The sequence below is a fragment of the Rhodanobacter sp. FW106-HT46G03 genome (assembly GCF_058789895.1).
Window position 1 is genome coordinate 3,252,028 of sequence record NZ_JBYTCC010000001.1, and the last position, 13,986, is coordinate 3,266,013.

A 13,986-nucleotide genomic window follows, 5' to 3' on the forward strand; every position below is an offset into this window, starting at 1 on the left:
GCCTCAGCGCCGGGCCATGGATGGCCCGCTCGCGGTGCCGTCGCGCAGCGATGACACCGTGGAGCCGGTTTCGGGCCACGCCCGAAATCGGCGAGCCCGGAAAGGGCAGGAAAGTCCTTTCCGGGCGGCATCCAGTAAAGCCTTCGTCTCCCCCCGAACCGCGCTGCGGTAGTGATCCAGCGAGCCCCGGCTGCGCCGCGGTCTCACGCAGCCCCGGAAGCCGACGGAAAATCCACGCTGACCGCCAGCCCGCGGCCGTCGATGCCGCGGCCAATGCCGACCGTCGCATGGTGGGCCGCGGCAATGCGCTCGACGATCGAGAGCCCGAGCCCGCTGCCTGCGGCGCTGCGGTCGGCGCCGCGGTAGAAGCGGTCGCGCAGGCGCGGCCAATCCGCTGCGGGTACGCCGGCGCCATCGTCGGCCACGGTCAGGCGCCAGGCGTCGGCGTGCCGCTCCACGGCAACGGCGAGACGACCACCGGAAACGCCGTACTTGATCGCGTTGTCCACCAGGTTGTCGACCAGGATGCGCAACGTGGCCGGGTCGCCATGCACCACGCAACCCGGGTCGGCCTGCAGGTCGACCGCGATGCCGCGGGCATCGGCATCGCCGGCGCGCAGCGCCAGGCATTCGGCGGCAACCCCGCCAAGGTCCACCGCCTGCAGCGCCAGCTCGCCACCGTGTTCGAGCCGCGCCAGCGTGAGCAACTGCTGCGCCAGATGCGTCGCGCGATCCACGCCCGCGATCACTTGCGCGATGGCTTGCTGGCGGATTGCCGCATCCGGCGCGCCCAGTGCCACCTCGGCCTGCACCTTGATCGCGGCCAGCGGCGTGCGCAGCTCGTGCGCGGCATCCGCGGTGAACGTGCGCTCGCGATCCAGCGATGCCGCCAGCCGGGCGAGCAGCCCATTCAGCGCGGCGACCAGCGGCACGGCTTCGGCCGGAATCCGCTGTACATGCAGCGGTTCGAGGTTGCCCGCATCGCGGGTGCCCACGCTGCGCGCGAGGCGCCCCAGCGGGGCGAGGCCGCGCGCGACGCTGAGCCACACCAGCAACCCCAGCAGCGGCAGCACCCACAGCGCGACGCGACCCACGCGCCAGGCCACCTCGCGCACCGGATGCTCGCGCAGCGCCAGCGGTTCCAGCACCGTCACCTGGTAGCCGCGGCGGGCATCGCGCAGGCTGTAGCTGCGCCACGGGCGGGCGTCGATCACGCGCGTGGCATAGCCGTCGTCGGGATGGAAGCGCGCCGCCGGCGCATCCGGGCTGGCCAGCAGCAGGCGCTGGTCGCCGCCCCACACCTGGAACGCGAGCGGCGCGACCTGATTGCCGTGATCGTGCCCGTTGCCGGCATCGCCATCGCCCGCCTGCGCCAGGCGCGCGAGGCGCTTCAGGTCGAGCGCCAGCAGCGTGCGCGCCCCCTGTTGCAGGCGCGCATCGGCCAGCTCGTGGATCTCCTCGCGCACCTCGTCATAGCCGACCGCCAGCATCGCGCCCCACGCCAGCACGAGGCTGCCGATCAGCAGCAGCAACAGCCGCATGCGCAGCGAACGCGGCGTCATGGTTGATCCCTCGGCACCAGATAGCCGACGCCACGGATGGTCTTGATCAGGTCGGCGCCGAGCTTCTTGCGCAGGTTGGAGATGTGCACTTCCACCGCGTTGCTCTCGATCTCCTCGTTCCAGCCGTATAGGCCCTCCTCGAGCCGCGCGCGCGACAGCGCGGTGCCGCGGTGTTCGAGCAGGTCGACGAGGATCGCGCACTCCCGGCCCGACAGCACGATGGTGTCCTCGCCGCGCGTCACGGTGAGGCTTTCCGGCGCAAGCACGAGGTCGCGGTAACGGATGACCTCGCTACTGCGGCCATGCGCGCGGCGCAGCAGCGCGCGGATGCGCGCCACCAGCTCGGCCAGCGCGAACGGCTTGACCAGGTAGTCGTCGGCCCCGGCGTCCAGCCCGGCGACACGGTCGTGCACGGTGTCGCGCGCGGTGAGGATCAGCACCGGCAGGTCGCTGCCCCGGGCGCGCAGCGCCTTCAGCACCTCCATGCCGCCGACACGCGGCAGGCCGAGGTCGAGCACGACCAGTTCGTAGCCGGTGGTGGCAAGCGCCAATTGAGCGCTGCGGCCATCGCGCGTCCAGTCCACGGCGAAGCCCGCCTGTTTCAGCCCGGCCTCGAGGCCGTTGCCGAGCAACTCGTCGTCTTCCACCAGCAGCAGGCGCATCGCGGTTCTCCAGGCATGCCGCGCGATTGTCCGCGACCGAGCTTAAGCGGTTCTTGCGGCCGCGCGCGAAACGGCCCGGGCAGCTTAAGACCGGCTTCAGCACCAACCGCCACCTTGGCACCGTGCCGATCGGCACGCCGGCTGCGGCCGGATACCCCACTGGAGAAGAACCATGCGCAACCCTGTCATCCACACCGTCGTCGCGCTCGGCCTGCTCGGGCTGTCAGCCGGCGCGTTCGCCTCCACCTACAACGGCGAGTGCACGACCCGGCCGAAGTCCGAATGGAAGAGCACCGCCGACGTCAAGGCGCAGTTCACCGCGCAGGGCTACACCGTCGGCAAGGTCAAGGCCGGCGGCAGTTGCTACGAGGTGTACGCCAAGGACAAGAACGGGCAGAAAGTCGAGCTGTTCGTTGACCCGGTGAAGGGCGCCATGGTCGGGCAGGCCGGCAAGCCATGAGCGCCCGGGCGCCGACGGTGCGCGTCTGGGATCCGCTGGTGCGGATCTTCCACTGGTCGCTGGTGGCCGCGTTCTTCGGCGCCTGGTTCCTGGGCGAGGACGGCGGCGCGCTGCATCAGGCGCTCGGCTACACGGTGCTCGGGCTGGTCGCATTCCGGCTGGTCTGGGGCGTGGTCGGCAGCCGCCATGCGCGGTTTGCCGACTTCGTGCCCACGCCGCGCCAGCTCGCCGGTTACGTCCGCGACATGCTGGCGCGCAGGGAAGCGCGCCACCTCGGCCACAACCCGGCCGGGGCGGTGATGATCCTTGCCCTCATCACCCTGTTGGCGGCCACCGGCTTCACCGGCTGGCTGCAGACCACCGACGCGTTCTGGGGCAGCGAAATGCTGGAGGAGGTGCACGGACTGCTCGCCCACACCACGCTGGTGCTGGTCGGGCTGCACGTTGCGGGCGTCGTCTACAGCAGCCTGCGCCACCGCGAAAACCTGGTGCGCGCCATGGTGACCGGGCGCAAGCGGCCGCTCGGCGACGACGCCGCCGCACGGTCCCCGGAAGCCGCGTCGGCCGAGCGGCACCCCTGACGGCATGCGACAAAACGCAGCAGTTGCAGCCGGCCCCGGTTTGCGTAAGATAGTAACCAATTACTTACTGCAAGGCCGAACGCCAGCATGCCTGTCCGCCACCATCTCCCTGCCGACGAACGCCGCACCGCCACGGTTGAAGCCGTGGTGGAGCTGGCGGCCAAACAGAACCCCAGCGACATCACCACCGCCGCGATCGCCCAGCACATGGGACTGACCCAGGGCGCGCTGTTTCGCCACTTCCCCACCAAGGACGCGGTGATGCAGGCCGTGATGGCCTGGGTGACCGACCGCCTGCTGGGGCGCGTGGACGAGGCCATCGCGAATGCGCCGACGCCAGTCGCCGGGCTGGAGGCCGCGTTCATGGCGCACGTCGATTTCGTCGTGCGCCATCCCGGCGTGCCGCGCATGCTGTTCGGCGAGCTGCAGCGCCCGGCCGCCACGCCGACAAAAAAGGTGGTGAAGGCCCTGCTGCAGCAATACGCCAAGCGTGTCGCCACTCTGCTCGCCGCCGGCAAGGCGCAAGGCGCGCTGGATGCGAAGCTCGATGTCGACGCCGCCACGATCGCCTTCGTCGGCACCTTCCAGGGGCTGGTGATGCGCACGCTGCTCGTCGGCACACCCTCCCTGATGCGGCGCGAGGCCGGTGCGGTATTCGCGATCTACCTGCGCGGCATCGGCGGAGGCACGCCATGAAACGCCTCCACCTGCAACGCCGCACCTGGGCCCTGCTCGGCGTCGCGGCCGCCATCGCCGGCCTGCTCGGCTACGTCGCGGTGAGCACCGGGCCGTTCGCCGCCGTACCGGTCACCACCGCCACCGTGCAGAGCCGCGCGATCCATCCGGCGCTGTTCGGTATCGGCACGGTGGAAGCCCGCTACACCTACCGCATCGGCCCGACCAGCGCCGGCCGCGTCGCGCGCCTCGCCGTGCACGTGAGCGACCGGGTGCACGCCGGGCAGGTGCTGGGCACGATGGACGCGGTCGATCTCGACGAGCGCATCCGCGCGCAGCAGGCCGCACTCGCCAGCGCGCAGGCGGCGCTGGCGCAGGCGGGCAGCCAGCGCGCGTACGCGGCCACGCAGGCGCAGCGCTATGCGAAGCTGCTGGACGCGCGCGGCACCAGCGCGGAAATCACTGCCGGCAAGCGCCAGGAACTCGCCAGCGCCAGTGCGGCGCGGGATGCCGCCGGCGCCAACGTGGAACGCCTGCGCGCGGACGTGCTGGCGCTCAAGGCGCAGCGCGCAAATCTCGACCTGGTATCGCCGGTGGACGGGCTGGTGGTCGCGCGCCACGCCGAACCGGGCAGCACGCTGGTCGCCGGGCAGGCCGCGCTGGACGTGATCGACCCGCGGCAGTTGTGGGTCGACGCGCGCTTCGACCAGTTGGGCGCGGGCGGGCTCGCCGCCGGCCTGCCGGTGGGCATCGTGCTGCGCTCGCGCCAGGGCCAGACCCTGCACGGCCGCGTGCTGCGGGTCGATCCGCTGGCCGACGCGGTGACCGAGGAGACGACGGCGAAGATCGTGTTCGACGCGTTGCCCGCGCCGCTGCCGCCGCTGGGCGAACTGGCGGAGGTCACGGTGGCGCTGCCGGCGACGACAGCCGCGCCGACCGTGCCCAACGCGGCGATCCGCATCCTGGGCGACCGTCGCGGCGTGTGGGAGATGAACCACGGCAAGCCGCGCTTCGCCAGCGTCGCGCTGGGCGCCGCCGACCTCGACGGTGCGGTGCAGGTTACCCGCGGGCTCGCCGCCGGCGACCGCGTGATTGCCTACAGCGCCGCCGCCATCACGCCGCACAGCCGGGTCAAGGTGGTGCCGCGCATCCCCGGGGTCGCGCCATGATCAGCCTCGCCGGCCGCGACATCCTGCATGCCTGGGGCAAGTTCGTGTTCACCGGCATCGGCCTCGGCCTCCTGATCGGCGTGACGCTGACGATGGCCGGCGTGTACCGCGGCATGGTCGCCGACGCGCAGGCGACGCTCGACAACAGCGGCGCCGACCTGTGGGTGGTGCAGCAGGGCACGCTCGGGCCGTATGCGGAATCCTCCAGCGTGTACGACGACCTGTGGCGCGGCATCCGCGCCATGCCCGGCGTCGCGCAGGCGGCCAACGTCACCTACCTGACGATGCAGGTGCGCGCCGGCAACCGCGACGTGCGCGCGATGGTCGCCGGCATCGCCGCCGCCGAACCGGGCGCGCCGGGCTGGCCGCCGTATCTCGTCGCCGGGCGCCAGATCACGCGCAGCCATTACGAGGCCGTGGCCGACATCGCCACCGGCTTCAAGCTCGGCGACGTGCTCACCATCCGCCGCAACCAGTACACCGTGGTCGGCCTGACCCGGCGCATGGTGTCCTCCAACGGCGATCCGATGGTGTTCATCCCGCTGAAGGACGCCCAGCAGGCGCAGTTCCTGAAGGACAACGACGCGATCCGCATGCAGCGCCGGCGCAGCGCCGAAAACCCGGCGTTCGCCGCACCCGGCGTGCTGGCGGCGGTGAACGCCAGCCAGGCGAGCAACCCGTTCGTCAACGCGATCCTGGTGCGCATCCAGCCGGGCTGGACGCCGCCGGAGGTCGCCGCGCCGATCGCGCGCTGGAAGCGGCTCACGGTATACGACCGCTCACAGATGAACCACATCCTCGTCGGCAAGCTGATCGAGTCCTCGGCCAAGCAGATCGGCATGTTTCTGGTCATTCTCGCGATGGTCAGCGCGGCCATCGTCGCCTTCATCATCTACACGCTGACGATGGACAAGATCCGCGAGATCGCGGTGCTGAAACTGATCGGCACGCGCGACCGCACGATCGCCGCGATGATCCTGCAACAGGCGCTGGTGCTGGGCGTGATCGGTTTTGCGGTGGGCAAGATCAGCGCCAGCTTCGCCGCGCCGTATTTCCCCAAATACGTGCTGCTGATTCCGGCCGACGCCGTCGCCGGTTTCGCCGCGATCCTCGTCATCTGCGCGCTGGCCAGCGTGGTGGCGATCCGCATGGCGCTGCGCGTCGACCCTGCCGCAGCGATCGGAGGCTGAGATGGGCCACGGCATCCGCATCGAAGGCCTGCGCAAGCGCTACGGCAGCGGCGACACCGCGGTGGACGCGCTGAAGAACGTCGACATGACGGTCGCGCCGGGCGAAGTCGTGGGCCTCATCGGGCCATCGGGCTCGGGCAAGAGCACGCTGCTGAAATGCCTGGGCGCGGTGATCGACCCGACCGCCGGGCGCATGGTGCTGGGCGACGAGGTGATCTTCGACGAAGGCTGGAAGGTGCGCGACCTGCGCGCCCTGCGCCGCGACAAGATCGGTTTCGTGTTCCAGGCGCCGTACCTGATCCCGTTTCTCGATGTGGCCGACAACGTGGCGCTGCTACCGATGCTGGCCGGCGTGCCGAACGCCGAGGCCCGCGCCCGCGCGCTGGAGCTGCTGACCGCGCTCGACGTGCAGCACCGCGCGAACGCGATGCCGGTGCAGCTTTCCGGCGGCGAGCAGCAGCGCGTCGCGATCGCCCGCGGGCTGGTCAACCGCCCGCCGGTGATCCTCGCCGACGAACCCACCGCGCCGCTCGACCTGGAGCGCGCGATGGCCGTGATCCGCGTGCTGAACGACATGGCGCGGCAACTGCAGACCGCGGTCATCGTCGTCACCCACGACGAGAAGATCATCCCCACCTTCAAGCGCATCTACCACATCCGCGACGGCGTCACCGTCGAGGAACCCGGCGAAGGTCGTGCCTTCGACTGACGCCACCCCACCACGAGGAGTCATCACCATGCATCGCCATCTGCTCACCACCGCCGTACTCGCCGCACTCGTCGCCATTCCGGCGCTGCCGGCGCTGGCCGCGCCGCAACACACGCACGAAGCCGCGGCCGCCACCCACCAGCTGCAGCTCAACGCGGGCCAGAAATGGCAGACCGACGCGCCGCTGCGCGCCAACATGGCGAGCCTGCGCACGAGCCTGCAGCCGCTGCTGCCGGGGATCCACGCCGACACCCTGAAGCCGGAGGATTACCGCCAGCTGGCCGCCACCGTCGAGGCGCGCGTCACCGACATCGTGCGCCAGTGCCGGCTGCCGGCCGCGGCCGACGCCCAGTTGCACATCATCGTCGGCGAGCTCTTTGCGGGCGCCGGCGCGATGAAGGGCACCGACGCGGCCCACACGCCACGCGACGGCGCCGTCCAGGTCGTGGCCGCGGTCAACGACTATGCGCGCTACTTCAACGACCCCGGCTTCAAGCCGCTCGGCCACTGACCGCTGCCCGACGAGCCCACGCCATGCACTTCGCCATCCTGCCTCCGCTGCGGCACACCGCCCTCGCGCTGGCCCTCGCCGGCCTGCTCGCGGGCTGCATGGCCGGACCGGACTACGTGCGCCCCGCGGCGCCGACCGCCACCGGCTACACCGCAACCCCGCTGCCGGCGCACACCACGTCGGCCGCGGGTGCGACGCAGGCGTTCGCGCCCGCCGCGGCGCCTGACGCGGAGTGGTGGCGTGCCTTCGGCTCCCCCGAACTCGACGGCCTGGTCGCGCGCGCACTGCGCGACAGCCCCACCCTCGCCGCGGCCGAGGCGAAACTGCGCGAGGCCGGCGCCAACCAGGCGGCGCAGGCCGGCGCCACCTACCTGCCGCGCGTGGACGCCGGCGTCGGCGCGCAGCGCCAGCGCTTCAACCCCAACCTGCTCGACCAACCCGGCACGCCGCGCGACTTCGACCTGTACACCGCCAATGTCGGCGTGCATTACCGGCTCGACCTCGGCGGCGGCAACCGGCGCGCACTGGAAGCGCTCGCCGCGCGCACCGACTACCAGCGCTACCAGCTCGAAGCCGCGCGCCTGACGCTCGCGGCCAGCGTGGTGGGCACCGCCATCAACCGCGCGCAGCTCGCCGACCAGATCGCGGCGACCGAAGCCCTGCTGCGCGACGAGGACGCGCGCGTCGCCCTGCTGCGTGCGCAACTGCGCCTGGGCCACGCCACGCCGGATGCGCTGGCCGCATTGCAGGCCGAAGCGGAGCAGAACCGGGCCGGCCTGCCGGCACTGCAGCAGTCGTTCGACCAGAGCGGACACCAGCTTGCGGTGCTCACCGGCCAGTCGCCGACGCAGGCCAAGCTGCCGCCGCTCACCCTGGCGGACCTGCACCTGCCGCGCGCGCTGCCGGTGGTCGTGCCTTCCGAACTGGTGCGCCGCCGCCCCGACATCGGCGCCGCCGAAGCGCTGCTGCACGCGGCCACGGCGGACTACGGCGTCGCCGTCGCCAAGGCCTACCCGCAACTCGATCTCAGCGCCAGCCTCGGCTCGCAGGCGCTCAGCACCGGCGCATTGTTCGGCAGCGGCGCGGCGGTGTGGAGTTTGCTCGCGCAATTGACCCAGCCGTTGTTCGACCCCGCGCTGCCGGCAAAAAAGCGCGCGGCCTTGGCCGCGGTCGACGCGGCCGGCGCGCAGTACCAGGGCGTGGTGCTGGATGCGCTGCGCGAGGTCGCCGACGCGCTGCGCGCCAGCCAGCACGACGCGGAAACGGTGGCCGCCCTGCAGGCCGTCGACACCGCGGCCCGCGACCGCCTGGTGATCGCCACCCGTCGCCACGCCCTGGGTGCCGCCGCGGACGACGACGTGCTGCAGGCCCGGATCGGCGCCACCCACGCGCGCCGGCAGCTCGACGCCGGCCGCGGCGCGCGACTGGCCAGCACGCTGCAGCTGTTCCAGGCCATGGGCAACAGCCAGCCGCCGGTGGCCCGCGCGGCGTTGCCGGCCGCCGCGCCATGACCCGCGTCAAATCACTGTACTGACGCGTACAAATATTTTCGGTCAAGCCCTTTTCGTCGGACACCCGCGCCTCCATAGTCGTCAGGTCGGATTACCAAGGCAGCACGCGTGTCCATAGCCAGCACCATTGAAAGCACCCCGATCACGGGGCGCCAGCAGCTTCTCGACTACATCGCGGCGGGCGAAAAACCGCTTGAGCGCTGGCGAATCGGCACCGAACACGAGAAATTCGGCTTCCGCACCGACGACCTGAAACCGCCCACGTACGAGGGCGAACGCGGCATCCGCGCGCTGCTGGAAGGCATCGCGTCGCGCCACGGCTGGAACCCGATCGCGGAGAACGGCAACCCGATCGCGCTCACCCGCGAGGCGGCCAACATCACGCTCGAACCCGCCGGCCAGCTCGAGCTTTCCGGCGCGCCGCTGGAAACCATCCACCAGACCTGCTGCGAGGTGAACACCCACCTCGCCGAGGTGCGGTCCGTCGCCGAACCGCTCGGCCTCGGCTTTCTCGGCATGGGCTTCCAGCCCAAGTGGCGGCGCGACGAGATGCCGTGGATGCCCAAGGGCCGCTACGCGATCATGCGCAAGTACATGCCCAAGGTCGGCAATCTCGGGCTGGACATGATGACCCGCACCTGCACGGTGCAGGTCAATCTCGATTTCGGCAGCGAAGCGGACATGGTGGAGAAGTTCCGCGTCGGCCTGGCGTTGCAGCCGATCGCCACCGCGCTGTTCGCCGACTCGCCGTTCACCGAGGGCAAGCCGAACGGCTACCAATCGCTGCGCTCCCACATCTGGGAAGACACCGACCCCGACCGCACCGGCATGCTCGATTTCGTGTTCGAGGACGGCTTCGGCTACGAGCGCTATCTCGACTACATCCTCGACGTGCCGATGTATTTCAGCGACCAGGCCACGGGCTACGTCGACCTCGCCGGCGAGGATTTCAAGCGCTTCATGCGCGGCGAGCTGCCCCAGCTCCCCGGCGTCAAGGCGACCATGCGCGACTTTGCCGACCACCTCACCACCGCGTTCCCCGAGGTGCGGCTCAAGCAATACCTGGAAATGCGCGGCGCCGACGGCGGCCCGTGGAACCGCCTGTGCGCGCTGCCGGCGCTGTGGGTCGGCCTGCTCTACGACCACGTGGCACTCGACGCCGCGTGGGACCTGGTCAAGGATTTCTCGCCCGCCGAACGCCACGCGCTGCGCGCCGGCGTGCCGCAGCAGGCGCTGAAGCTGCCGTTCCGCAAAGGCACCGTGCGCGACCTCGCGCGCGAGGCGCTGAAGATCGCCGCCCACGGCCTCGAGCGCCGCGCCAAACTCAACCAGAACGGCGCCGACGAACGCATCTATCTGGAACCGCTGATCGAGATCGTCGAAGCCAACCAGACCCCGGCCGAACGCAAGCTGGAGCTCTACCGCGGCGCCTGGGGCGGCAACGTGGACCACGTGTTCCGCGAGTTTGCGTATTGAGCGCTGGTCAATCCGCGAACCGGTCGCGTGCCACTTCGGCACGCCGGATCATTTGTTGGATTTCCGGCACTACGTGGATGGCTTCCAGCTCGATGGCCGGGTGATCCAGCGCAAACACCCGGAAGATCTCGTCCGCAAACGCCTGCCCGATGCTGCCGACCTCGGCAAAGTCGAGGACCACATGGCGGAAGCGATCCAGCCGCTGCATCAGCCACTTGGCCTGCGAGCGTGACACGAGGTTTCGCGCCCACGCGGGCCAGGCGCACCGGCACAACGGTCTTGGCAAAGTCGTAATCGTCCGGGCCACTGGAATACGCGTCGAACACCTGCTTCAGCGTGCGCGGCGACGTGGTGGCAATGGCCATGAAAACGGCAGTGCCGGCAGGCGGCAAATCGTCCGTATCGAACAAGACGTCGTGCGCGTCGCCTTCGGCATGCGCGTAGGTGAGGTCGTTGGCGACGATGCGGAACTCGTCGAACACGCGGGTGGTGAAAAACACGCCTTCGCCGGTGTGATGGCGCGGATCGGTGGTGAGCTTGCCTTTTGCCAGTTCCAGCAGCGACAAGCGCTCATCGGGAAGCACCAGCGCCTGCGCAATCTTGCGGAAAATGCCGACGCCATCGTCGGCAACCACGAGATGCAGCACGTCGTCGCGCAGATCGGCGGCCACCGTGACATGCACGGCACCCGAATGGTCGATTGCGTTGTTGACCATCTCGGTCACGCCGTAGTGGGCGATGTCGAACACGTTCGGTGCCAGTCCTCGCAGGACCGGCGCGAGCTGCGATGACCAGACGACATCCTCGGCCAGGCTGCGCCGGACGTAGCGTTGGACCGAGCGCCGGTTGCGCCCGAGCGAGTAGGTCGGCCGGGTGGTGCCGGACTTGTCGAGGTAGCCACTGGCAACCAAGTGCCGCACCTGCGTGCTGATGCGCGCGGTCGACAGGCCCAATTGCCGCGCGACCACGCTGACCAAGTCGCGCGGGTGGGCATCCACCGCTTGCAGCATGGCAAGCTCGATTTCGCTGGATCGGCTGGGTCGGGCCATGCGCCGACTCTGAAGTTAACCGGCTCTATTTGCTAGTTAAGGGTGATGCATTGACAATTTATGTCGTGCGAATCTGAGCTGCGACGCGCTCAGGGATGGCATGGCCAGCCCTGAGCGCCGGAACGTCGGACCAAGCTCGGCCCGCTGTCACTTCTTCTTCGGCGCGTCCTTGAGCCCGCGGTTCTCCAGCATCGGCTCGATGCTGGGCTGCTGGCCACGCCAGGTGTCGTAGAGCTTGGCGAGATCTTCGGTGTTGCCGCGGGAGAGGATCATGTCGCGGAAGCGCTGGCCGTTGGCGGCGGTCATGCCGCCGTGCTCCTGGAACCACTCGAAGGCGTCGTCGGCGAGCATCTCGGTCCACAGGTAGGCGTAGTAGCCGGCGGCGTAGCCATTGCCCCAGATGTGCTGGAAGTAGCTGGAGCGGTAGCGCGGCGGCACATAGGAGAGATCCACGCCGTCCTTCTTGAGCGCGGCGGTCTCGAACTTGTCGGCATCCTGCTTGGGCGCGCTCGCCGGCAGCATGTGCCAGTTCATGTCGAGCATGGCGGCGGCGACCAGCTCGGTCATGTCGTAGCCCTTGTTGAACTTGCCGGCCTTGCGCATCTTGTCGACCAGCGCCTGCGGCATCGGCGCGCCGGTCTGGTAGTTCTTGGCGAAGTTGGCGAACACCTTGGGATTCGACGCCCAGTGCTCGTTGAACTGCGACGGGAACTCGACGAAATCGCGCGCGGTGCTGGTGCCGGAGAGCGTCGGGTACTGCTCGTCGGCCAGCATGCCGTGCAGCGCGTGGCCGAACTCGTGGAACATGGTGATGACGTCATCCCACGACAGCAGCGCCGGCTGCCCGGCGGCGGGCTTGGTGAAGTTGGCGACGTTGTAGATCACCGGCTTGGTACCCAGGAGCTTCGACTGGCCGACGAAGTTGTCCATCCACGCGCCGCCGTTCTTGTTGTCGCGCTTGAAGTAGTCGCAATAGAACAGCGCCAGTGACTTGCCGTCCTTGTCGAACACCTCGAACACGCGCACATCCGGGTTGTACACCGGGATGTCCTTGCGCTCCTTGAAGGTGAGCCCGTAGAGCTGGTTGGCGGCGTAGAACACGCCGTTTTCGAGGACATTGTTCAACTCGAAATACGGCTTGATCTGGCTCTCGTCCAGGTCGTACTTGGCCTTGCGCACCTGCTCGGCGTAGTACTGCCAATCCCACGGTTCGAGCTTGAACGTCGGCTGGCCGGCGGCCTTCTGGTCCTGGTCGATCTGCGCCTGGATCTCCGCCGCCTCGGACTTGGCGCGCGCGACCGCGGCCGGCGCGAGCTTGTCCATGAACGCCATCGCCGTCTGCGGCGTCTTCGCCATCTGGTCTTCGAGCTTCCATGCAGCGTAATCCGGGAAGCCGAGCAGCTTGGCCTCTTCGGCGCGGATCTGCGCGATGCGCTCGATCGTGTCGCGGGTGTCGTCGGCGCCGCCCTTCTCGGCGCGGTTCCACGAGGCCTCGAACAGCGCCTTGCGCACGTCGCGATCCTTGAGATCCCGCAGCTCCGGCTGCTGGGTGGTGTTCTGCAGCGTCAGCACCCACTTGCCGTCCAGCCCGCGCGCCTTCGCGGCCTGCGCGGCGGCGGCGATGTCGGCGTCGGACAGGCCGGCGAGCTTGGCCTTGTCGTCGATCACCAGCGCGCCGTCCTTGGTGGCGGCGAGCAGCTTGTTGGTGAACTGCGTGCTGAGCGTGGAGACTTCCTGGTTCAGCGCCTCGAGCTTGGCCTTGTCGGCCGGCGCGAGCTTGGCGCCGGCGTGCACGAAGTTGCGGTACACCACGTCGACCAGGCGCGCGGATTCGGGGTCGAGCTTGAGCGTGGCGCGCTCGTCGTAGACCTTCTGGATGCGCGCGAACAGCTTGTCGTTCAGGTGAATGGCATCCTCGTGCTTGGCGAGCTGCGGCGCCACGGTTTCCTGCACCTTCTGCAGCGTGTCGTCGGTGTTGGCGGCGGTGACGCCGCTGAACACGGCCATCACGCGGTTGAGCAGCACGCCGGTTTTTTCCAGCGCCACGTAGGTGTTCTCGAACGTGGCAGGCTCGGGGTTGTCGGCGATCTTCTGCACTTCGGCCAGTTGCTCGGCCATGCCCTTTTCGATCGCCGGCTGGTAGTCGGCGTCCTTGATGTGGTCGAACGGCGGCGCCTGGAATGGCAGCGTGCTGGCGGTGAAGAACGGATTGGCAGCCGTGGCATCAGCCACCGATGCGGCGCTGGCCGGCGCACTGGCGCTGGGCGCCGGCGCGGTCTTGGCGGCGTCGTTGCCGCCTTGCGAGCAGCCGGCAAGAGCAATGCTGGTGGCAATCACGATGGTGCGGAGAGGAAGCATGCGATGGTCCCGGTCAGGGGCGCCGCGCGCGGCGCCGAAGTGAATGGCCATCGACTGTAACGATTCTCTCCGG

At 69.5% G+C, this 13,986-nt stretch carries 13 protein-coding genes; 9 read left to right on the forward strand and 4 right to left on the reverse strand.

The window, feature by feature from the left end; translation table 11 throughout:
• Positions 1-203 precede the first annotated feature (203 nt).
• Together AC3WP6_RS14595 and AC3WP6_RS14600 are read right to left on the reverse strand one after the other, a co-directional pair.
• Positions 204-1,562 carry an ATP-binding protein gene (locus AC3WP6_RS14595; RefSeq protein WP_492628336.1) on the reverse strand — a complete coding sequence of 453 codons (1,359 nt, stop codon included), beginning with the start codon at positions 1,560-1,562 and terminating at the stop codon, positions 204-206.
• Positions 1,559-2,224: a response regulator gene (locus AC3WP6_RS14600; protein WP_492628337.1), complete on the reverse strand. Its 666-nt coding sequence runs from the start codon at positions 2,222-2,224 to the stop codon at positions 1,559-1,561. The genes AC3WP6_RS14595 and AC3WP6_RS14600 overlap by 4 nt, the downstream gene beginning before the upstream one ends.
• Positions 2,225-2,396: 172 nt before the next feature.
• On the opposite strand from AC3WP6_RS14600, the gene AC3WP6_RS14605 reads away from it, so the two are divergent.
• From AC3WP6_RS14605 to AC3WP6_RS14645, 9 genes are all read left to right on the forward strand, one after another.
• Positions 2,397-2,684, forward strand: a complete 288-nt coding sequence (locus AC3WP6_RS14605) for a PepSY domain-containing protein (RefSeq protein WP_492628338.1) — start codon at positions 2,397-2,399, stop codon at positions 2,682-2,684.
• Entirely contained in the window at positions 2,681-3,265 is a 585-nt protein-coding gene (locus AC3WP6_RS14610) for a cytochrome b/b6 domain-containing protein (RefSeq protein WP_492628339.1), read from the forward strand. Before AC3WP6_RS14605 ends, AC3WP6_RS14610 begins: the two co-directional genes overlap by 4 nt.
• Before the next feature lie 87 nt (positions 3,266-3,352).
• Positions 3,353-3,961 carry a TetR/AcrR family transcriptional regulator gene (locus tag AC3WP6_RS14615; protein WP_492628340.1) on the forward strand — a complete coding sequence of 203 codons (609 nt, stop codon included), beginning with the start codon at positions 3,353-3,355 and terminating at the stop codon, positions 3,959-3,961.
• On the forward strand, positions 3,958-5,109 hold the full coding sequence (locus tag AC3WP6_RS14620; protein ID WP_492628341.1) for an efflux RND transporter periplasmic adaptor subunit: 1,152 nt from the start codon (positions 3,958-3,960) through the stop codon (positions 5,107-5,109). Before AC3WP6_RS14615 ends, AC3WP6_RS14620 begins: the two co-directional genes overlap by 4 nt.
• Positions 5,106-6,299, forward strand: a complete 1,194-nt coding sequence (locus tag AC3WP6_RS14625; protein ID WP_492628342.1) for an ABC transporter permease — start codon at positions 5,106-5,108, stop codon at positions 6,297-6,299. Before AC3WP6_RS14620 ends, AC3WP6_RS14625 begins: the two co-directional genes overlap by 4 nt.
• A 1-nt stretch (position 6,300) precedes the next feature.
• Positions 6,301-7,008: an ABC transporter ATP-binding protein gene (locus AC3WP6_RS14630; protein WP_492628343.1), complete on the forward strand. Its 708-nt coding sequence runs from the start codon at positions 6,301-6,303 to the stop codon at positions 7,006-7,008.
• A 28-nt stretch (positions 7,009-7,036) separates the two neighbouring features.
• A complete protein-coding gene (locus tag AC3WP6_RS14635; protein ID WP_492628344.1) occupies positions 7,037-7,519 on the forward strand; it encodes a hypothetical protein in 483 nt (160 codons plus the stop codon).
• Positions 7,520-7,542: 23 nt separating this feature from the next.
• Entirely contained in the window at positions 7,543-9,030 is a 1,488-nt protein-coding gene (locus AC3WP6_RS14640) for an efflux transporter outer membrane subunit (RefSeq protein ID WP_492628345.1), read from the forward strand.
• Between the two features lie 108 nt (positions 9,031-9,138).
• Positions 9,139-10,506 carry a glutamate--cysteine ligase gene (locus AC3WP6_RS14645; RefSeq protein WP_492628346.1) on the forward strand — a complete coding sequence of 456 codons (1,368 nt, stop codon included), beginning with the start codon at positions 9,139-9,141 and terminating at the stop codon, positions 10,504-10,506.
• Here AC3WP6_RS14645 and AC3WP6_RS14650 read toward each other — a convergent pair.
• Both AC3WP6_RS14650 and dcp read right to left on the reverse strand, forming a co-directional pair.
• A complete protein-coding gene (locus AC3WP6_RS14650) occupies positions 10,449-11,255 on the reverse strand; it encodes an ATP-binding protein (protein ID WP_492628347.1) in 807 nt (268 codons plus the stop codon). The two genes, AC3WP6_RS14645 and AC3WP6_RS14650, sit on opposite strands and share 58 nt — an antisense overlap.
• A 447-nt stretch (positions 11,256-11,702) precedes the next feature.
• Positions 11,703-13,913, reverse strand: a complete 2,211-nt coding sequence (dcp, locus tag AC3WP6_RS14655) for a peptidyl-dipeptidase Dcp (protein WP_492628348.1) — start codon at positions 13,911-13,913, stop codon at positions 11,703-11,705.
• Positions 13,914-13,986 lie beyond the last annotated feature (73 nt).